The 18,777-nt window shown below is 53.2% G+C and carries 18 protein-coding genes, 2 tRNA genes and 1 pseudogene; 9 read left to right on the plus strand and 12 right to left on the minus strand.

Annotated elements, in window-relative coordinates; all coding sequences use genetic code 11:
* Window positions 1-472: 472 nt before the first annotated feature.
* The 3 genes from ACR0AG_RS05415 to ACR0AG_RS05425 all read right to left on the minus strand — a co-directional run bounded on the left by ACR0AG_RS05415 (window position 473) and on the right by ACR0AG_RS05425 (window position 2,834).
* The gene (locus ACR0AG_RS05415; RefSeq protein ID WP_480837153.1) at window positions 473-721 is read right to left on the minus strand and encodes a helix-turn-helix domain-containing protein; all 249 of its coding nucleotides are present in this window, start codon (window positions 719-721) and stop codon (window positions 473-475) included.
* 99 nt (window positions 722-820) lie between these two features.
* Entirely contained in the window at window positions 821-1,144 is a 324-nt protein-coding gene (locus ACR0AG_RS05420; protein WP_480837155.1) for a hypothetical protein, read from the minus strand.
* A 1,069-nt stretch (window positions 1,145-2,213) separates the two neighbouring features.
* Window positions 2,214-2,834: a thermonuclease family protein gene (locus ACR0AG_RS05425; RefSeq protein WP_480837157.1), complete on the minus strand. Its 621-nt coding sequence runs from the start codon at window positions 2,832-2,834 to the stop codon at window positions 2,214-2,216.
* 996 nt (window positions 2,835-3,830) lie between these two features.
* Here ACR0AG_RS05425 and ACR0AG_RS05430 point away from each other — a divergent pair.
* Genes ACR0AG_RS05430 through ACR0AG_RS05445 form a run of 4 tightly spaced genes read left to right on the plus strand, consistent with a single transcriptional unit; the run spans window position 3,831 to window position 9,227 of the window.
* On the plus strand, window positions 3,831-5,327 hold the full coding sequence (locus ACR0AG_RS05430) for a DNA cytosine methyltransferase (RefSeq protein WP_249710093.1): 1,497 nt from the start codon (window positions 3,831-3,833) through the stop codon (window positions 5,325-5,327).
* Window positions 5,284-7,044 carry an McrB family protein gene (locus tag ACR0AG_RS05435; RefSeq protein WP_480837159.1) on the plus strand — a complete coding sequence of 587 codons (1,761 nt, stop codon included), beginning with the start codon at window positions 5,284-5,286 and terminating at the stop codon, window positions 7,042-7,044. Before ACR0AG_RS05430 ends, ACR0AG_RS05435 begins: the two co-directional genes overlap by 44 nt.
* A 13-nt stretch (window positions 7,045-7,057) precedes the next feature.
* Entirely contained in the window at window positions 7,058-8,728 is a 1,671-nt protein-coding gene (locus ACR0AG_RS05440) for a DUF2357 domain-containing protein (protein WP_480837161.1), read from the plus strand.
* 16 nt (window positions 8,729-8,744) lie between these two features.
* A complete protein-coding gene (locus ACR0AG_RS05445; protein WP_480837162.1) occupies window positions 8,745-9,227 on the plus strand; it encodes a very short patch repair endonuclease in 483 nt (160 codons plus the stop codon).
* Window positions 9,228-9,347: 120 nt separating this feature from the next.
* Here the strand turns inward: ACR0AG_RS05445 and ACR0AG_RS05450 are convergent, their stop codons facing one another.
* Together ACR0AG_RS05450 and ACR0AG_RS05455 are read right to left on the minus strand one after the other, a co-directional pair.
* Window positions 9,348-9,803, minus strand: coding sequence for a hypothetical protein (locus ACR0AG_RS05450; RefSeq protein WP_480837164.1), 456 nt, complete (start codon window positions 9,801-9,803; stop codon window positions 9,348-9,350).
* Between the two features lie 657 nt (window positions 9,804-10,460).
* Complete coding sequence (locus tag ACR0AG_RS05455; protein ID WP_480837166.1) at window positions 10,461-12,536, minus strand: hypothetical protein; 2,076 nt, start codon at window positions 12,534-12,536, stop codon at window positions 10,461-10,463.
* 236 nt (window positions 12,537-12,772) lie between these two features.
* Here ACR0AG_RS05455 and ACR0AG_RS05460 point away from each other — a divergent pair.
* Window positions 12,773-13,223 (plus strand): annotated as a pseudogene (locus tag ACR0AG_RS05460) (IS5 family transposase); the annotation flags it as partial.
* Between the two features lie 222 nt (window positions 13,224-13,445).
* Window positions 13,446-13,546, plus strand: a tRNA-Ser gene (locus ACR0AG_RS05465).
* A 212-nt stretch (window positions 13,547-13,758) separates the two neighbouring features.
* Here the strand turns inward: ACR0AG_RS05465 and ACR0AG_RS05470 are convergent.
* Window positions 13,759-13,835, minus strand: a tRNA-His gene (locus ACR0AG_RS05470).
* A 47-nt stretch (window positions 13,836-13,882) separates the two neighbouring features.
* A complete protein-coding gene (locus ACR0AG_RS05475; protein WP_480837168.1) occupies window positions 13,883-14,365 on the minus strand; it encodes a GNAT family N-acetyltransferase in 483 nt (160 codons plus the stop codon).
* A 78-nt stretch (window positions 14,366-14,443) separates the two neighbouring features.
* Here ACR0AG_RS05475 and ACR0AG_RS05480 point away from each other — a divergent pair, with 78 nt between their 5' ends.
* Window positions 14,444-14,632: a DUF6324 family protein gene (locus ACR0AG_RS05480; RefSeq protein WP_480837170.1), complete on the plus strand. Its 189-nt coding sequence runs from the start codon at window positions 14,444-14,446 to the stop codon at window positions 14,630-14,632.
* A 4-nt stretch (window positions 14,633-14,636) separates the two neighbouring features.
* Here the strand turns inward: ACR0AG_RS05480 and ACR0AG_RS05485 are convergent, their stop codons facing one another.
* Complete coding sequence (locus ACR0AG_RS05485) at window positions 14,637-15,068, minus strand: MmcB family DNA repair protein (RefSeq protein ID WP_480837171.1); 432 nt, start codon at window positions 15,066-15,068, stop codon at window positions 14,637-14,639.
* Between the two features lie 104 nt (window positions 15,069-15,172).
* Between ACR0AG_RS05485 and ACR0AG_RS05490 the strand changes: the two genes are divergently transcribed.
* Together ACR0AG_RS05490 and ACR0AG_RS05495 are read left to right on the plus strand one after the other, a co-directional pair.
* Window positions 15,173-15,493 (plus strand): ArsR/SmtB family transcription factor, encoded by a 321-nt coding sequence (locus ACR0AG_RS05490; RefSeq protein ID WP_480837173.1) that lies wholly within the window; start codon window positions 15,173-15,175, stop codon window positions 15,491-15,493.
* Window positions 15,490-15,915 carry an SRPBCC family protein gene (locus ACR0AG_RS05495; protein ID WP_480837175.1) on the plus strand — a complete coding sequence of 142 codons (426 nt, stop codon included), beginning with the start codon at window positions 15,490-15,492 and terminating at the stop codon, window positions 15,913-15,915. Before ACR0AG_RS05490 ends, ACR0AG_RS05495 begins: the two co-directional genes overlap by 4 nt.
* Window positions 15,916-16,144: 229 nt before the next feature.
* On the opposite strand, the gene ACR0AG_RS05500 is transcribed toward ACR0AG_RS05495, so the two are convergent.
* The 4 genes from ACR0AG_RS05500 to ribB are packed head-to-tail and all read right to left on the minus strand — an operon-like array spanning window position 16,145 to window position 18,664.
* On the minus strand, window positions 16,145-16,450 hold the full coding sequence (locus ACR0AG_RS05500) for a hypothetical protein (RefSeq protein ID WP_170717049.1): 306 nt from the start codon (window positions 16,448-16,450) through the stop codon (window positions 16,145-16,147).
* A gap of 59 nt (window positions 16,451-16,509) precedes the next feature.
* On the minus strand, window positions 16,510-16,992 hold the full coding sequence (gene nusB, locus ACR0AG_RS05505; RefSeq protein ID WP_480837178.1) for a transcription antitermination factor NusB: 483 nt from the start codon (window positions 16,990-16,992) through the stop codon (window positions 16,510-16,512).
* Complete coding sequence (locus tag ACR0AG_RS05510) at window positions 16,989-17,540, minus strand: 6,7-dimethyl-8-ribityllumazine synthase (RefSeq protein WP_480837180.1); 552 nt, start codon at window positions 17,538-17,540, stop codon at window positions 16,989-16,991. The genes nusB and ACR0AG_RS05510 overlap by 4 nt, the downstream gene beginning before the upstream one ends.
* A 2-nt stretch (window positions 17,541-17,542) precedes the next feature.
* The gene (gene ribB / locus ACR0AG_RS05515; RefSeq protein WP_480837182.1) at window positions 17,543-18,664 is read right to left on the minus strand and encodes a 3,4-dihydroxy-2-butanone-4-phosphate synthase; all 1,122 of its coding nucleotides are present in this window, start codon (window positions 18,662-18,664) and stop codon (window positions 17,543-17,545) included.
* Window positions 18,665-18,777 lie beyond the last annotated feature (113 nt).

The raw sequence follows: 18,777 nt of genomic DNA on the forward strand, positions 1-18,777 counted from the left end.
GATTGGATTGGCCAATGACAACCGAAAGGAGTCAATCCAAAAGCCATGGTGCGGAATAGTCTTCTCATAGCGTCTTAAATGTTCAAGAGAGTCTAGCCTAACGCCTCTCCTTCGACCGTGAACGAACCGTGCTTGTCGCTTTTCATTGGCGCACCTCAACTTCAAACGGTTCTACTGGTTTTTCTGGTTCGGAGATAGCCCCAGCGGGCTTTTCTACCTTGCAGATCGCGCCAGTTCCATTGCGCGTGCCCTAATGTCGGCGTCCTGTTCAATCCGCCGAACTTCTTCCTCTAAACACTTGTATGCAGGCAAAAACTCGTCGCCAAAATTGACAACCAGTTGTGCTGCACCTACTAGCGCGCGACGGTAAAGCTCTTCATCTGATCCGCTGAAAACTTCCCTCATTTCCATCTCTCTACTTCATGCCAAACCGAACGCCTATCAGCGTTCGGCAAAGGATTGGGCCTCTCTGTCAATCTACATCATAAGTGACGCGAAATTTGATATTGCTGAGCTTGCGCACAAATGTTGGATAGGTCATTCCGGCCAAACGCGCTGCCTCGGCTTTATTGCATTTGGCCTTATTGAGCGCAGCACAAATATGCTCGGCTTCAAGCTTCCTGATCGCTACGTTGAGTGGCATACCATTGTTGATTGCTACATGCCCATGTTGCCCATTTTTTCTGTTGCCAGTGCTTCGCAACTCATTCCCTTGCCCCATCTAGAATTCAGGTGATGCGCGCCAACATCCGGCGCGCATCTGGTTAATTTTGAGTTTAGGCGTGACGATATCTGTGATGGCGGCGAACGCCTCAGCATGTCAAACCGAGATATCCCACTCAGAATGTGCCACAATTCGAACGTTACCCTTTGCGGCTTCGGTCATTTCGTCGGTGATGATATCAATACCGCCCCACTGGCCAATTAAGAGTTCTTTCCATGAACCACAGATGAATGCGGACAGGCCGGTCCCAGACCCTTTTGAAACTTCCCAAAATCGTTCGCCTGTTTCTGGGTTGTGGCGCAAGTATGGGGTTTCGGAAGAGAACGAGATATTCAATCTGCGTTTGTCCTTCCCATTCGGTTGGATTCCTATTTCAAAAGATGAACGTTTCAGCGTCTTGCCCTCAACTCTGTAGGGCATTAAAATTACTCCGCTTTTTTGATTGTTGCGCCATATTGAAGGAGCGTTCGGTCCAAGTTTGAGTGCTTTTTTGGCTGTAGTGTTCCCGCTCCCGAAAATCGGCCAAAAACACATGCGCTCACCACGAGCATCACGGGGTGACCGTCAGTACGACCGCCGCCCCTCTCGGGCGGTATACAAAACGACTAAACTTCAAGCCAACTAGTGACGGAAAACAACAACCACAACCCAAAGCACCGGCATCCGGGAAATGAAAAAACTCACGAGGCACATGCGCTCGAATTACCCATGAAAGGTTTATTGCCAAAGAACCTATGGCGGATTTGGTTTATGCCGGTGAGCGTGGTGGTGGAGGTGAGTGCGTCTCAATGTTTTTAGTTTTTTTGGTATATATAAATTTTCTCACGCGTAATAGGGCTATCACCACCCTCACCTCCTCCACCACATCCTTTATTTTCAGATAGTTATATGGATAAATAGTGGTGAGTTTGGGGTGACTCTGGTGACTTTTAGATGCAGATGCGGTGTTTTTGCCTCATCCCTTCTCTGCCGGGCTACGGCAGAGGCCGCCTTATTATCCTGTCCTTGGGCAATTAGGGTGATTTTTTTCACCCCACACCACCCGGGGCGCGGGACAGAAAGCGTGAGATTGGAGGCACCGATGCCCCAAGCAGCCAAACTGCAGTGCTTCAAAACAAATTCGCGTGAATGGCCATCAGCTACGGCCAATCGCTGGCTAGTCTCAATTGAACGCAGCGGGCGGTCATTGTGCGGTGGTCTCTGTAGAAAGCGCCAATATATCGTTCACAGCGGCTGTTCGTTATCAAACCTTGTTCATCCACCTCATCACCGGGGCCATAGCATACTTACCATGGCTTTCAGTGAACTGCTGACCATAGCAGAAGGCCGCGCCAAGGGGTTCAACTCTGAATTGATAGACCTATTGGGCAGTGTAAATTACACCGCCGCCGTTAGACCTTTCCAACCACATCGGGGCAACATCTTCTGATCATCAGGCATAGGACTTTACAGCGGACCACATAGTACAGCCGTGAGAGCACTCAGAGACTTACTTGTTCTCCTTGAGTGAAGCCTGTCTCGCCTCAAACTGTTCCCAAACCTTGATACGCCCCTTTTGCCTTGCGTCAGCCAGCCACAGTTTCTTACGCACATCCGGCACCTCTAGGCTCCTGTAATTCCCATCGGAGAACTTTGGCCAATCTATCGCCATCCCAAGCTTGACCATTTCTGCAGACAGGTCGCGCCCATCCTCAAGGTAGCATTTCGCCACTGTACGACCGTGGTTATCCTCATCAGTAACCACTGCCCTCACCTTTTGCCCCTTGCATAGAGACACCAAGGCCCACTTGGCCTTCTTGCCGTAAGGGTGGTTAATCTCGGGCGCATCTATGCCAAACAGACGCACTTGGGTTTTCTGTATTTTTATGGTGTCGCCGTCCACAACATAGGCTGAGCCTTCCAGTAGCTTTTCTGTGGGTTCTGGTACGGCACTGTCAGCATCGAAACGCGGGGGTTGCTGAACTACTTGGGGGCGTGATGCGACCAATCTCGGCTTCAAATCCGAAGTTGGTTGATTTGTCGGCTTAGTGCTTCTGTCCGGCTGGCGTTTGCTATGCACGACGAACAGCACACCTACCCCAGCAACGACAAGCAGTATCAATAATTCCACAGGATCGGACCTCGTAAATACTTTGGCTCAAAACACGTGCAGAGAAGTCCGCAGACATACTGCACGTCATGGTTGATACTGGGATGGCGGAGACGTTTAATCCAGTGAAAAGTGACAGCCGCTCGCCACGACAAAACACCAAACACCGGCAACCTAAAGGAGCTAGTCACAACCCAAATGCATTCTCTTAACTTGGAAAACGACAGTGCCCATAACACTGAGGTAAACACCCGGCAGGCCCGATTACTAGAGACTTCACTTAGGAAGCGACCCCGCAGCTTGCCATGCAGGTTGACCTCTGCCGCAGCAACTCGGCCTTGATCGACTTGAAGAAGTTCTCGACGGCAGCCTGTTATAGTGATTGTGGATAACGACTAAGCTGCCAAGCCGATGTGGACAGTTGTAAACGAGCAAATTGGTTCGAGATCTGCAGTGGACGGTTCTGCGACTCACTACCACGTGACGCGTAACTTGTTTGTGGTTCCAATTCCGATACCGACAGGAAAGCCTGCCAGTATTGAAGACCTTTTTGAAAAAGCGACGCTTGCGACAGTGAACAAGGGAAAAAATTCAATCCACAGCTGAAATCCCATCAAACCGCAACCCAATACGGTAAGGAGATCTTTGCTAAATGGGTAATTGAGACGAATGCGGAGAATATTGATTTTTCCGGATTTGAGCCAATATTAGGTCGATTGGAAGAGGTTCTCAAAGTCAAACTCCAGGGCTCATAAGGCTTATGCTGAACTGCCACGAATCGTAGCTTCACGCGGTTAGGGCCAGTTGCGCCTTAGCATCATCACCAACACAGAGGGCGGTTAAGTGCGGGGCCACCGATATCCATATGTCAATATAGTCGTGACTTGCCCATCACTGGTCCATATGTTGTGCTAAACAGCAGCATCGTGACTTGAGTCGGTCGTCTCCGATCATTCACGGTGTAAGCCATAAGCGCATCTGCAACGGGGGGTCGAGCCAGTGTCGTCGGACGTATTCTTGAGCAAACTTGCACGGCTCCGTTCCGGTAAGGCTCCACGCGTTCTAGATCTGTTTGCTGGCTGCGGCGGGCTGTCCCTAGGCTTCCATTCAGCAGGCTTCGAGATCGTCGGCGCTGTGGAACATGACCCGGATGCTGCCCGCTCCCACGGGCTAAATTTTCATCCCGGCAAAGACGCTCATGCCAAGGCCATAGATATTACAGAAACAGGCCCCGACGAGCTTGCTCGAACCTTGGAACTCGGAGAGACATCCCAAGCCGTTGATATCATCATCGGTGGGCCACCCTGTCAGGCCTTTGCTCGTGTCGGTCGGCCAAAGCTGCGTGAAGTGGACGCCCATCCTGAAGCCTTCAGGCGCGATCCGCGCGCAAGGCTTTACCAGGAGTACTTACATTATGTTGAGGCCTTCAAGCCGGTGGCCGTTCTTATGGAAAACGTGCCCGATGTCCTCAATCACGGCGGGCAAAACCTCGCAGAAGAAATCTGCGAAGTCCTCGAAGATAAGGGCTATATCGCCGGATATACACTTTTGAACGCGTCCTATTACGGCGTGCCGCAAATGCGTGAGCGCATGTTCCTCATGGCCTATCGCCGTGACGCTGTTGACCAGATCGTTTTTCCTAAACCCACCCATTGGGTTCAACTTCCGTCCGGCTACGAGGGATCGCGCGCCGTTGCGCTCAAATTTCTCAAAAAAGACGGCCTCTTAGAGGACGCTTTTGACTATATCGCACCGCCGGAGGCTAAACCCGACCTCAGCCCAGCGGTCACAGCGCGTCAAGCCCTTGGAGACCTGCCGCGCATAGATGCTCGCAAAGAAATGGCCGAGGGGCGGCTTAAACGCGGTGCAAGGCGTTTTGATCAGCTCATCCCCTATGGCCACGCCTCGAAGCTCTCTGACTACGCCAATACAATGCGCTCCTGGCCCGGCTTTGAAGCTGGAAACGCCCTGTCTGATCACGTGATCCGATTTTTGCCACGCGATTACCCCTTATTCGCCCGGCTTGAACCCGGCGACCAATATCCGCAAGCCTTCGCTCAGGCCAAAGTCATGTTTGAAGAAGCGCTCCAAAAACTTGCAGCTCAGAGCAAGCCCCTCAAAGAGGGCAGCGCTGCTTATGAGGCGCTCCGAAAATCCATCGTCCCGCCCTATGATCCGGGGAAATTTCCCAATAAATGGCGCAAGATGTGGGCCGATGCCCCAGCTAGGACTCTCATGGCCCACCTTGGCAAAGATAGCTATAGCCACATCCACTATGACCACGCCCAGGCGCGGACCATCTCCGTGCGAGAAGCAGCACGCCTGCAGTCTTTCCCAGATGGATTTGCCTTTTCTGGCACGATGAACCCAGCGTTTAGGCAAATCGGTAACGCCGTCCCACCGCTCATGGCAAAAGCCATTGCGACGCAAATGGCGGCCACATTAATGCAAGAATCTCAAGAGAGCGACTATGGACATTACAAAGCGGCAGGAGCTCTACAGGCAAGCGCTTAAAAGCGACTCAAGCGCAACGAAAAATACGAGCTTTCGCGATGCGCTTGGTGTCTCCAACAGCGCCAAAATCATTGGCCGAGGACTTTTCTGCTTTAACCTCAACCTCGAAAACCTTGCGCCAAGCGTCGATCAGTTGATCGTTCACTGCCTTTTGCGCTTTCCGCCAGAAGACGAGATTTACTTTTCGATCATCATCAAAGCCGATATGCCGCAACTCCGCGCCCGTCTCGCTGAGATGAAGGCAGTTGGCACCTCTAAACCCTGGAAGCGCGCCTCAGATGCTAGCGATGCAGAAGAGATCGAAGAGACTGGTACTAACGACGCACCCAATGAAGCAGAAGCCACATCAGACTCCGCTACAACCGCGTCCGATGGCGCAACCGTCGCAGGGGCCGCTTCCGCACAATCGCCAGATAGCCTCGACTACGCTGCAAAAAACAACAACGTCAAAGGCTATTTGGCACAAGACGGTCAGCTCTATCTTCGCAACAAAGGCTTCTTTGACGAATTGCCAGAGGATTTGAGCAGTATTAGCCGTCCGGTCAAAGTTGAAAAAATCGTCTTTGCTATCTATCCACCAGCAGCAGCGGCTAGGCGATCACTGCTGGCCCGCGAGTTTGTCGGCTATCTTGGCAGCCTTATCGGACGGGAAAACATCCACGAAGCACGCTCGATTTGGCCTGCGGCCAACGCGGTCAGCCCCGAAATGGCCCGCATGCCAGACAGTCTGGCACTTCCTGATATCGAAACGGCGGTTAACGCTCTTGGCGGGCATTATCCCAATGGCGAGCTCACACGCTATCATGCGGGGCTCAACTTTCTCAAACACAAGCATTTCGTCATTCTCTCCGGGCTTTCTGGCACTGGCAAAACCCAGCTTGCTCTACTTTATGCGCGGGCCATCCACGGCAAAGCAACGCGTGACGCCGATGATCCCTTCCTCTTTGTTTGCCCTGTCAGGCCGGAATGGACCGATCCAGCAGGACTGACAGGTTACTATGATGTGTTGACCGATCGATATGTAGTGCCTCCTTTCCTGGAAGCTGTGCTGGTCGCAACAGCGTTCAGGGATTCACCCGTCTTCGTTATCCTAGACGAGATGAACCTTGCCCGTGTCGAATATTACTTTTCAGACGTGCTTTCCGCTATTGAGACAGGTGAGCCGCTACCACTCCACTCAAACGGCGTGCCGCTTGAGGGATCAACTGGAAGCAGCATCCCGGCTTCAATCCCGCTACCGCCAAACCTCTTCATTACCGGCACCATCAATATCGATGAAACCACCAACCCGGTCAGCGACAAAGTGCTCGACCGAGCTATTCTCATTGAAATGAACGACGTTGATGTGGACGGTTTCATCACCAAGATCGAGACCAAGCAACCAGCTCTTGCGGCAGCGTGCAGCGCTTGCCGCCCATATCTTAATTCTATGCAAAGCGCGATGAGTCCGCACAGCCTAGGCTTTGGCTACCGTTTGATCAGTGAGGTGATCACCTATCATGACTTTGCCGTGCAGAAGCTCGGTCAAGGCTCAGATGATGTGCTTGACCAGCTGATGGTTCAAAAGCTCCTGGTCAAGCTCCGGGGCTCTGAAGCGCAGCGCTCACTTCTTGATTATCTTGCAAAGCATCTCGCATCGCTGCCGCGCTCTAGGGCTCTTGTCGACAGTCTTACCGCTGAACTGGACGAATACGGTGCCTTTCAGGCCAGCCGCTAGGGCGTCAGGGTACATGTCCTCGCTGCATATTATCTCGGAAGACACGGGCGCATCCTGGCAAATCTGGCCCGCCGCCGATATCATCCCAGCTGGAGAAATCCGTGAGGTGCGCAGCTATATCTTTGAGCTCCGCGACAGTGATCGCGTTCAGGATATCGATCTCTTCATCGATGGGCTGCCGCTTGAAGCTCTGAGAGTGCGAACACCGCGCACCGCACGCTGGCGGTGGCAGACGGGTTTCCACGCAGGAGAAGTGGCTGCTGAACTCAAAACACCGGGTCGCACTCCCATACGGTTTGAGCTAATCACCGATCCCGACCGCAAAAAACTCACGCGTAGCGACTTCGATACCATGCTCAGCGATATCTTGCATGACAGCTTTGCCCTGTTTGCCCTAACCAATTTCCGCAAAGGCATCAAACAGGACATCAGCACGAAGCCACCCGCCATTGCCCGGCTCGAATATCTACGATCCCGCATGGACGCGCTTGAATGCGTCATCAAAGAAATTGAGCGCCGTCCACGCCGTCATCTCAGGTCAGAAGAGCGCATCATTCCCTACCACCAAATGCGCAAAGCAACCGGCAATGAAGTGATCCGTTCCTTTGCCCGTGGCCGTGTTGCCCGCGTGCCACCAAATACTCGCCTGCCATCAACGCTTCGCGGCTTTCTGCCAAAGGATTTCCGGGTTCAAGAACGGTTCAGCTCCTTTGATCTGCCAGAACATCGGCAAATGGCAGCCGTGCTTGCCTCTTGGGCTTCATGGCTCACCGCATCCGCCGAGCAGCTTGAAACTGTGAGTAAACCCCGTGATCCCGAAACCAGCCAATCAGCTGCCCTTTGGGCCAATCGTTGTCGCCGTCTAGCAAAACGAGTGCATGTGATGCGCGAGGCTGCTCCCTTGAAGGACCTGCCACATGCATCACCGCAGCTCCAACTGACATCTCTGTTTCGTAGCGATCCCAACTACCGCAAGTTCTACAAGCTCTATCAGGAGTTCAATCTAGGCCTTGCCTCTGTTTTTGGGGACTTCCTCAACCTGCCCTTGGCGCGCACCTTCGACCTCTATGAACTTTGGTGTTTCTTACGGCTAGTGCATGCCGGAGTAAGGGAATTTGGCCCCGCGGCTGTTGATTTTAAGAATCTGTTCATCGGTAATAGCGCGGGCGGACTTACCATTGCCGCAAGCGCTGTCACCGTCAAAGTCTCCTCCAGTTGGGAGCTCATGTTCCAAAAGCGCTATGAAGAATTCTGGAAGGCCGATGATAAGCGGGGCTCATTCAGCCGTACTATGACACCCGATATCGTTTTAGCAGGGCCAAACTCAATTAGCCCAGGTCCATCCAAGCTCATCGTGCTCGATGCCAAATACCGGATCGACACAGCCCTTAATGACGCCATCAGCTCGATCCACACTTATCGCGATGCCTTGGTTGAAGACGTCGGAGGGAGCGATTTTCCAGGTATCGTGCAAGCGGCCTATCTGCTCACACCCCATATCCCGGACACTAGCCATTCGGACTATCAAAAAACCGCGATGCCAGGACGTCTGTTTCATCCCGACTACCGTTCTACCTTCCGATTTGGCGCGGCAACACTTAAACCGGGCATGTCGCTAGCTGAAATTTGCGCTTGCTTGCGCGCCATTATAAAAGATGCACGCAGCAATGCAGCATCGCCATGACCCAGGACAGAGCAAGATGGATGTCCTAACACCAGAGCAGCGTCAGAAGAACATGAAGGCCATCCGCAGTCGTGGCACAAAACCTGAACGTATTTTGGGACGTGGACTGCATGCGCGAGGCTTTCGCTATCGCCTGAATGTCGCCCGCTTGCCGGGATCACCAGACTTGGTATTCGCAAAGCACAGTGCAGTGATATTCGCTCATGGGTGCTTCTGGCACGGGCACAATTGTCATTTGTTCAAAATACCGAACACGAGACGAGACTTCTGGCTGGCCAAGATCAAGGCCAACGCGGCCCGCGACAAGCGCGATGCTGATGCCCTTGTCAATCTCCAATGGCGCGTCCTGACCGTTTGGGAATGCGCACTTCGCGGGCGGCGCAAACAGCCGCTAGATTTTGTGCTAGACCAGTGCGCGGCGTTTCTAACAGGCGATCATCAGCGTAACGAAATCAAAAATTTGTCAGATCAGGACACTATCACGAACCCACCAGCTTAACTTCCCCAAATCTATCCACTCACCCGACCGACACGACCATTGCTTGGCCGGTTTTGGTCATGAACACGGGCAAAATATGAGAAGTATCGACCAGATGATGAAGCTTGCGGCGTAGACCGCCTAGACTGGTGCTGGTCCATATTCTTTGGCCCTGGCCAAAACACGTGCGGAGGCTGGCAAATACCATGCGTTCATCCGCTTATCCCAAGATCGATTGTCAATAAACCCATCCCAATCAAACTCATAGACGCGATCAAGCGTCCAATCATCATTTAGCTTTACCACCAAGATAAACTCAAACAGCTGCTTATCCGGCGCATCCGCATCAGGATAGACTGTGCCTGTTTTCTTACCCTTACAAACCGTCTTGATCGAGTATCGCTCGCCCTTGCGAGAGATCGCATCGATATTGGCCGTTCCGGTCGGTGCCGCAAGCAGGTTCGGGCATCCGGGCGTCACATTGAACAAATCAATGACCAACTTCTCACCGACCGCACCAACAGTCAGCGCCAGACCTCGTGCCCGCATCTGAACCTCAACGGCTGCACGCAGTTGCAAGAGTTCGTCATCCAGCAAATGGGTCAGATCATCAACCGACCACAGGCCAAGCTGCTTTAGTTCCTCCGCTTTTCTTGTCTTAGTCTGCTCAGACAACCCATATGTCCCCTACAATGCGACTACAAAAACGATTGTCAGATCAATAGTATTGAGAGCATTGATAGGCAAGGCTACGTCCAGCGCGAATGCGGCTCTATAGGTTTTCAGGTTTATGTTGTGAGTGTGGTGGTGAAGGTGAGTGCGTCTAAATGTTTTTAGTTTTTTGGTATATATAAGTTTTCTCACGCGTAGTAGGGCTATCACCACCCTCACCACCTCCTTTATTTTCAAATAGTTAGAGGAGTAAATAGTCGTGACTGTGGTGACTTTTAGATGCCGGTATGGTGTTATTTGCCCCATCCTTTCTCTGCCGGACTACGGCAGAGGCCGCTTTAGTCTCCTGTTTTTGTGGAATCGGGGTAATAATTTTTGCACCCCGCACCACCCGGGGCGCGGGGCAGCGAGCGTAAGAAAGGAGGAACCGATGGCCCCCGGCGATGACCAGAGTCAAAGAAGCGCGTAGGATGAAATCCAACGGCATGCTGAACATGATCAGGGAAACAGACGTAAGGACTGATCAGCCACGACGACCAAGATTAGTTTTTGACATCGATTTTTGTCTGCGTTGGCATCCGCTTAATCGAGAAGTTGTTTTTTCGCCCTTTGATTGAAATAGTTATAAAAGCGTAAAGCAGAAGCAAGCTCACCGGAATTTACAGCAAAATCATCGAAACTGACCGCACTCTCAAGATACTTTTGATGCTCTTCATCCTTAAAGCGGCTAGCCAAACTTTTCCATGAAGCCTCAGCAATTTGCTTTAGGTGGTCGAGCCCTTGGTACTCGTCAGATAACTTTTCAATCGCACCTATTTCATCGAAAATGTCGGAGTCTTCGATTGGTGGCTCGGTGTTCAAAATTTTGTCCCACCATTCGTTAAATTCGTCTCCAGACATCTCTCTCGACTTGGGCCAACACATAAAAACGTAGTTACGAACAGATCGCATAATTTCTGGGGCAAAAACTACTGACCCCTCGACGTAGAGCGAAAGGGTATATTTTTCAGTGGTACCATAGATCACCGAGAAGCGCGTTTCTTGCAAATTTGGGAAGAGCACCTTCAAGAGTCTCATAATTTCGTCGATTTCACTTTGCTTTATTTCTCCCTGTTGGGGAGCCGTAAGTGAGAACACAACCGAGGCACATTGTGAAAAAAACTTGAACTCAGACGCGGCCGACAAAATTTCCTCTACCGATTTTTTGTCGTTCCCAAACAATTCTGCATACGTTTTTTCGTCAGTTGGTTTGACGGATATACCTTCAATCAAACCAAGCTCGCCCCTTATTTGAGGTAGAGAAATGGACCTCATAAATAGCTGGCGTATCCACTCCAGCGGTTCGCCTGAGTCTTTTGTCGCTTCCTTAAGATCAGCCGCTGCAAAACAACATGCACACGGGCCTCTAAGGCTACTTAAAAGATCCATCGAATCGAGCCTGATAGCACCGAAATTCTTTGATGTAAGCTCCGTGGCATCACTCGTGCTGAGCGTTCCTGCAGAAATCTGCGGCCCTGCCAGATTGAAGAGCTGTTGTGCGATATATTGATTTGAGTGCTCAATAGCGTCTTGTAAGCTGCCATGGTTCGAGGCCGGGTTCATGATCTCATTGGAAACAAATAGTACAGAGTTCCAAGACCGGAATGCCCTTGCTTGTTTTTCGGTGTCACGAAGGGACTGTTTATCAACCGACTGCGCAGATGTACCCGTTACTCCCAGCCCACCAAGATACTTTGGTACGTTGTTGTAGTCGCTTGATTTGTTGAGTTGAATATATTGGTCGGCCAAATACTGTACAAGAAAACGTCCGCTATTGAGAATTCTCTTTCGTTCATTCTCTTGAGCTTCAGGCAATACTGCGACAGCGCAATAGTAGGTGAGAGCATTCCGTTTAGAACTTAACGCAGAAAACTGCTGAGCTTTCAGGATTTCTGCAGCAGCGCCGCAACCTGTACCACCCCCAGAGCTAAAAACATAAAAGGCTAGTCTAGGGGGGCGCTTTCCTTCGCCATTACCCTGATCATCAGGGGACGTGATGTTGAGAAGAAAGTTCTTTGCCCCTTCCCAACCATAGCTTTTCTCGCCTTCCGAGTCCGGGCAGACAAGCAGTGCTCTCGTGAAAAATTGTGAAACTATTGGATTGTTACCAACACCGTCGGCAGCAAGAGGTTCATATGACAACGTCAGGAAACCTGGCGCATCCTGGGGAGTCGATTGACCATCGATATTGGTAAGCCCTTCAACATCTCTAAAAGTAGTCTCATCAGTATCACCCACAAGCATTACGGGTTTGAATTCGAGTGCTCTTTCGCCCTTGGGATCGCGAAAAACGGACATTAGCGAAGTTAACGCACCGCTTGGGATAGTATTTTTGGAACCTGTGTCTGATGATTGCGGTTCAATTGCTACCATTTTGTCGAGTGCTACAGCCACATGTGATCCACAATGCCCCATGCCGATAACGGCGAAATCTGCTTGGCTGCTGACTACCCCATTTGGAACCACGAGGTCATCCGCATCCGGAATGAAGTACTGAATTGGCTTCTTTCCGTAGCGGTTGACGAGGATCGAAGCGACCCCTCCCCATGGAGCCGGGACATATTCCTTTGCAATCTCAGCGACAAATTCGGTAATTTCTTCTGCGGTGTCTTCCGCCATCTCCCAATCCCCCAAAAAATTTAGTTTAGCTCAAAATGCCTTGTTACGAGCACCACCTGCAATCTTTAGATCGTTGCTGAGACATCAGTAGAGTCAAGCGTTTTGTCTTCCAGTTAAGACTTCTGCCCTGGCTAGTCCCCATTCTCAGTACCACTAATTTGGGTTTTCTCTATGCTTAGGACCCATTGATTTCCGTTTGGCTGCGTGATTCATCGCGTTCAAAGCGAGTGGTGAATATGTCTGATCTTCTTTGGTTAAGCGACGAGCAGATGTTGCGTCTGGAGCCCTTCTTCCCAAAGTCCCACGGGAAATCTCGTGTTGATGACAGGCGTGTTCTTAGTGGGATTATCTTCATAAATCGCAATGGGTTGCGGTGGCGCGATGCACTCAGGGAATAGGGGCCACACAAGACGCTCTACAATCGTTGGAAGCGATGGGGTGACAAGGCATCTTTGCCCAGATGTTGGTTGGTTTGGCCGCCAACCACGGCGAAGAAAAGACAGTCATGATCGATGCAACTTACCTCAAAGCCCATCACACAGCATCCAGCCTTGCGGTCAACAAGGGGGACGTGGACCTCTGATCGGGCGCACCAAGGGTGGCATGAACACAAAGTTGCATGCGGTTTGTGACAGTCAGGGACGCCCTTTGAATCTGTTTGTCGCTGAGGGTCCGCGCTCTGCCTTCTGCCGTGTAACGAGATCAGCACGTTTGTCCTGAAAATTGGCATAAAGGTCGCGCTAGCCCTGCCCGCGTGCTTGAACCTGCATATCGAGGCGACGGGTCAGTGGTCGATCATACCAGTTCCGAAAATTTTCTGGGGGCTGCCTCTCAAGCGCAAAGATCGTCGCGTTGAGAAAACCAATGTAACTCTTTTACGTGCTGCTGCTAAACCATTGATCTTTCGTGGGCGATAAGTGGCGCATTTTACAGATTTATGAAATAAAAACAGCATCCTAACGTGGATTGCAAATCCGTGTACACCGGTTCGATTCCGGTACTCGCCTCCACATCTCTTCCTCCTCGGTTTCTTATTGTCCGAATTAAGCTGAGATTTTCCATGATTTGCGGCTACACACTTGTAAGATTTGAGCAACTCTAGGCTGTCACGACGATGACTGGAAAATCTGGACTGGCGGCGTCAGTCTTTGCCTCAATTCAAGCAACGATCAAAACCCAAGTGACATCTGCGCACTTCGTTTTCTTGAAAGAATGAAAGAAATGGTACCGCCTCCCTGGCTTGAACAGGGGACCTCTGGATCCACAATCCAGCGCTCTAACCAACTGAGCTAAGGCGGCACTTGTGGAGGGCGATTTACCGAACGCGCCCAGGGAATGCAAGGGTGTTAAAACTGAAATTTCCAGCTTTGTTCGACCAGATCGACGCCAAAAGAATGCACCGGTCTGCTGTCTATCAGGTGCCATCCGTATGACCGGTAAAGCGCACAAGCGGCACGGTGGCTTTCATGGGTCCACAGGACAATCGAACCGTACCCGGATGATCGTGCGAAATCGATGCATGTGGTCAGAAGCCGTTTGCCCAAGCCCTGCCCGCGGGCTTCGGGCACCAGAAGAAACAGGCGGAGCTTAGCTGTTTCCGCATCATGCTTTACGCAAAAGATACTGCCCAGCCGCATGCCATCTGTCTCGGCGATCCAGCCGCATTCACGCTTGGGGTCGTGATCTGCGACGAAGTCACCCAGGATCTGAGAGACGAGGCGTTCGAAGCTGGCGTCGAACCCCTCGTCGCGCGCGTATAGGGTTCCGTGGCGTTCGACCAGCCATGGCACATCGCCGGGGTGGAACGGTCTGATAAGAATATCGGTCATGCCCTATCTGAACGCATAGTTCGCTTGATTCTCAACCCGCTGCGCGGTAGCAGGAACGTTCAGTCCCCGGAGGCTATGATGGGCATCAACACCGAACGCGATATTGAGGCTAACCTGCAGATCGGTCCGACCGATCAGGGGATGGTGCGTCTTTTCATCGAGGCACCAGGCCTTGAGATCCCGATGGATTTCGACCCGGAGGAGGCAGAAGAGATCGCCGAGGAAATCCGCGCTGCCGCACAGGCCGCACGTGCCGTGACCGGCTGAACCTTCAGATTCTGGGATCGCGCAAGGCCTGCAACCTGCGGGCGGCGTCGGTTGCGAATTTCTGCACCATCTTTTTGCGCCGCGCAGGCGCCAGTTTGGTTTCAGGGCCCATCCGAATGATTTCGGCATCATAGGCGTCAGCCATGATCAGCCCTGTTTCCGGCGGCAAGAGCTCTATCGGAAAATCTGTATCTACCGCCCAAAAGAATCGATCACACCACTCAAGATAGCCCTGCCATTTGCAATCCGACTGAAAATCGGCGCGGCTTGATTTGCATTCGACCACCCAAATCTCTGCCTTTGGGCCCAACCCGATCACGTCCACACGCAGCCCGCGTGCGGGGACAAATTCCTCAACAGAAACAAAGCCATGGGTCAACAGATGACGGGACACGCCGCGCGCAAGCTTTTGACCGGGTTGCAGATCAAGTGTCATGTGGCGAATGTGAACAATTAGTGAACAAAAATCAAGTAACTTGACATGATACCTTTTGGTACTTCATTAATGTGATACCAAATGGTATCTCAAAGAGGTCCCCCATGGAGACACGAACCCAAAACGCGTTCCGCGCCCTTGCCGACCCAACCCGTCGGGACATTGTGCAAATGCTGGCCGCACAAGACATGACCATCGGTCAACTGACGGACCGGTTCGACATGACGCGCGCCGCCGTCAAAAAGCATCTGACGGTGCTGTCAGACGGTGGCCTGATCACTGTCGAGGCCAAGGGTCGCGAACGCATCAACCGACTTGAACCCAAGGGCATGGCCCCTGTTCTGGACTGGCTCAGCTATTTTGACCGTTTCTGGGATGATCGTCTTGCCGACCTTAAGAAAGCGATTGAAGGACCAAGAACATGACCAAAGCTGTTTTGCAGAAAACCATCTATCTTCGCGCCGCGCCGGACACGGTCTGGGACTATCTGACAGAACCAGATCGGCTAGCGGAATGGTTTCACAAACCGCAGCGCCCGCTGGTCGAGGGTCAAAAGCTTGAGATGTTCGGCACCACCAGTGGAGATCTGCTGATCTGGGGCGAAGTGCGCGAAGCACGGCGGCCTGAATATCTGGAATACACGTTCACGATAAAGCCGATGGGCGACGCCGTCAGTGTGGTCAAATGGACACTGAATCCGGTCGACGGCGGAACACAGCTGAGCTTGATGCACGAAGGATTGCCCCAAGGTGCAGAGGCCTTTGGCCTGATCCTGGCGCTGGACAATGGTTGGGACGAGCATCTCGGCAAGATGCGCACCGCGTTGCACCAAACCGAGGACGCCTGATCCGTCGACGAAACCCCTTGTGCGAACCCGCCCGACGCCCTACTTAGGCCTGTGGCGGGTTCTGCCCTTCTCGTGATAGGCAGCATTCCGGTGGCCTTAAGCAATTCCGAGGGAGCTGGCTCTGTTCAGGTCCTGGCCTGATTACCTGGCGCCCACCTGTATATACAGGTCCTCGGGAATCAAAGCCCCACGGTTGACTGGTGGTCCCGCCACATTTTTCACTGATATTTCAGCGCCCTGCGCGTGCCTCTTGCTTGACCGGCGCAGGCTTGAGCCCATGTGCCACGGGGGTGCCACCACGCGGGCGGTTGGGTTTTTCCGCCATGCTCATGATCGCGTAGGCAAATTGCACCCCGGCAAAAACGATGCCGTTCATGAACCAGATCATCAGCAGCGCGATCAATCCGATTTCCGAGGTCGTGATGAGGTGCCGCAGGTTGGCGACGTTCAGGGCCAGCAGCACCCCGACAAAAAGGGCCGAGATGACAAATCCCCAGGCAACTTGCGTGATATAAAGGCGGATCAGTTTGGGCATGGCGAACCTCATTGCGCTGATACATCTAGTTTAGCGCATACTTGATCCGGGTAAACGTGTCAGAACGCCTCGGGCTTGGCCTCACGCGCCATGTGATCCAGAACCGCGTTGACGAATTTCGGCTCTTTGCCTTCGGGGAAGAAGGCGCGCGCCACATCGACAAATTCGGTGATGACCACTTTGGGCGGTGTGTCCGATTGCGACAATTCCGCGCCTGCGGCACGAAACAAGGCGCGCAGCGTCGGGTCAATCCGCGCGATCGGCCATTTGGCCACCAACGCACGGTCAGTCATCTGGTCGATGGGGGCCTGATAGTTCACCGCATTATCGACCAGATTGCGGAAGACGCTGATATCGCCGTCCAGCATTTCTTCGCCCTCATAGACAGCGCCAAACCGGTGATCCAGAAACTCGGTCACGACCGCTTCGGTCGTCTGGCCCGATTGCTCCATCTGGAACAGCGCCTGCACGGCATAGAGCCGGGCGGCGGATTTCATCAGGCGTTTCTGGTTGGCCGGTTTCGGCGCGTCGGTCTGGGTCATGCTGTCGTGGGTCCGTTGCTGTCGCCCGCCACAAGGATGGACTCGGACGGCGGCTTGAAGCCCACGCCCTTTTTGGAAGAGCCCCACTTACGGCTGAGCGCGATCAGATGCAAGGCCGCAGCCGCCGCCCCGCCTCCTTTATTCATCTTTTCGGGATTTGCACGGACCTCGGCCTGTTCGTCATTCTCGACGGTCAGGATGCCGTTGCCGATCAACAAGCCCTGAAGGCCCATTAACTGGATCGCTCGGCTGGAATCGTTGCACACCGTTTCATAGTGCGTGGTCTCGCCGCGAATGACGCAACCCAGCGCGACATAGCCGTCGAAATTGCACTGACGGTCGGCCATGGCGATTGCGGTGGGAATCTCAAGCGCGCCGGGCACTTCGACCACTTCGCAGGTCCCGCCCGCGGCTTCGATCTCGGCCTTGGCCCCTGCGATCAGGTTGTCTGCGATGGTCCGATAAAACGGCGCAGCCACGATCAGCAGCTTGACTGGCGCATCGAAGTTCGGCGTTGGCAAAATGCCGTGTTTGTCTTGTTCAGCCATAATCAGTCCTCTCCCAGGATCGCGCGGGTTCCGACGATGGACAGGCCAAAGGCATCGAGCCCGAGATATACGGTTTCCGGTGAATCGGTCAGCAATATCAACTCCTGCACGCCCATCTTGGATAGGATCTGTGCCCCCAGACCGGTTTGCTTGATCGTGCGCGGCCCCTCGTCCTCAAGCGCGTAAAGCGAGTTGCGCGGCTGGCGGAACAGGCAGACCACACCGCGCCCCTCTTCGGCGATCTTTTCCATCGCCCGCGGCAACTCGCGCGAGGATTTCGGACCAAGCCCCAGAATATCCGGCGCTTCGTGCAGGGCGTGCGTGCGTGTCAGCACCGGTTCCGGCGTCGTGATGTCCCCTTTGATCATCACTACATGTTCGATGCCATGGGTCTGATCGGTGAAAATCCGCATCTCCCAATCACCACCATATTCCGAGGTCACCACCTCGCGCGAGGTCTCGACCACAAGGTTGTCATTGCGCGAACGATAGGCGATCAGGTCGCTGATGGTGCCGATCTTCATATCGTGCTCTTGCGCGAATTCGACCAAATCCGGCAGACGTGCCATGGTGCCGTCCTGTTTCATGATCTCGCAGATCACGCCCGAGGGGTTCAGGCCCGCAAGGCGCGAGATATCCACCGCAGCTTCGGTGTGCCCGGCACGCACCAGCACCCCGCCCCGCTTGGCGCGTAACGGAAAGACGTGCCCCGGCGTTGCGATTTGTGCCATCGTGTTCTGTTCGTTGATGGCGGTGGCAACGGTCAATGCCCGGTCCGCAGCCGAAATACCGGTCGAGACCCCCTCACGCGCCTCAATCGAAACGGTAAACGCCGTTTCATGGCGGGATGAGTTGTTCACGGCCATCATCGGCAGACCCAGGTTGTCGACCCGTTCGGCCGTCATGGGCAAACAGATCAATCCACGGCCGTGGGTTGCCATGAAGTTTATGGCCTCCGCATCCGCGAACTCGGCGGCGATCACCAGGTCCCCCTCATTCTCGCGATCTTCGTGATCGACAAGGATGTACATACGGCCTTTGCGGGCCTCTTCGATGATCTCTTCGATAGGGCTGATCGCATTGCGCAACTGGGCTTCGACCGGGCCTGGGGTTTCAAAGCTCATGGGGCAGCCTTTCACTGAGCGTGTTTGCATGGCGGAATAGACCACAGCCGCCCCGTTGGCCAGACTGTAAAGCAATTTTGAAGACGCTGGACAGGTCGTGTATTGTTTACCCA

It is taken from the genome of Ruegeria sp. H6 (assembly GCF_056532975.1).

What these genes read in the sequence shown, in the direction of transcription:
- ACR0AG_RS05500 (WP_170717049.1), bottom strand. Translation starts at nt 16,450, where the DNA reads ATGCCCAAACTGATCCGCCTTTATATCACGCAAGTTGCCTGGGGATTT.
- ACR0AG_RS05440 (WP_480837161.1), top strand. Translation starts at nt 7,058, where the DNA reads ATGTCCTCGCTGCATATTATCTCGGAAGACACGGGCGCATCCTGGCAA.
- ACR0AG_RS05485 (WP_480837171.1), bottom strand. Translation starts at nt 15,068, where the DNA reads ATGACACTTGATCTGCAACCCGGTCAAAAGCTTGCGCGCGGCGTGTCC.
- ACR0AG_RS05415 (WP_480837153.1), bottom strand. Translation starts at nt 721, where the DNA reads ATGGGGCAAGGGAATGAGTTGCGAAGCACTGGCAACAGAAAAAATGGG.
- ACR0AG_RS05435 (WP_480837159.1), top strand. Translation starts at nt 5,284, where the DNA reads ATGGACATTACAAAGCGGCAGGAGCTCTACAGGCAAGCGCTTAAAAGC.
- ribB (WP_480837182.1), bottom strand. Translation starts at nt 18,664, where the DNA reads ATGAGCTTTGAAACCCCAGGCCCGGTCGAAGCCCAGTTGCGCAATGCG.
- ACR0AG_RS05490 (WP_480837173.1), top strand. Translation starts at nt 15,173, where the DNA reads ATGGAGACACGAACCCAAAACGCGTTCCGCGCCCTTGCCGACCCAACC.
- ACR0AG_RS05510 (WP_480837180.1), bottom strand. Translation starts at nt 17,540, where the DNA reads ATGGCTGAACAAGACAAACACGGCATTTTGCCAACGCCGAACTTCGAT.
- ACR0AG_RS05475 (WP_480837168.1), bottom strand. Translation starts at nt 14,365, where the DNA reads ATGACCGATATTCTTATCAGACCGTTCCACCCCGGCGATGTGCCATGG.
- nusB (WP_480837178.1), bottom strand. Translation starts at nt 16,992, where the DNA reads ATGACCCAGACCGACGCGCCGAAACCGGCCAACCAGAAACGCCTGATG.
- ACR0AG_RS05455 (WP_480837166.1), bottom strand. Translation starts at nt 12,536, where the DNA reads ATGGCGGAAGACACCGCAGAAGAAATTACCGAATTTGTCGCTGAGATT.
- ACR0AG_RS05495 (WP_480837175.1), top strand. Translation starts at nt 15,490, where the DNA reads ATGACCAAAGCTGTTTTGCAGAAAACCATCTATCTTCGCGCCGCGCCG.
- ACR0AG_RS05420 (WP_480837155.1), bottom strand. Translation starts at nt 1,144, where the DNA reads ATGCCCTACAGAGTTGAGGGCAAGACGCTGAAACGTTCATCTTTTGAA.
- ACR0AG_RS05445 (WP_480837162.1), top strand. Translation starts at nt 8,745, where the DNA reads ATGGATGTCCTAACACCAGAGCAGCGTCAGAAGAACATGAAGGCCATC.
- ACR0AG_RS05480 (WP_480837170.1), top strand. Translation starts at nt 14,444, where the DNA reads ATGGGCATCAACACCGAACGCGATATTGAGGCTAACCTGCAGATCGGT.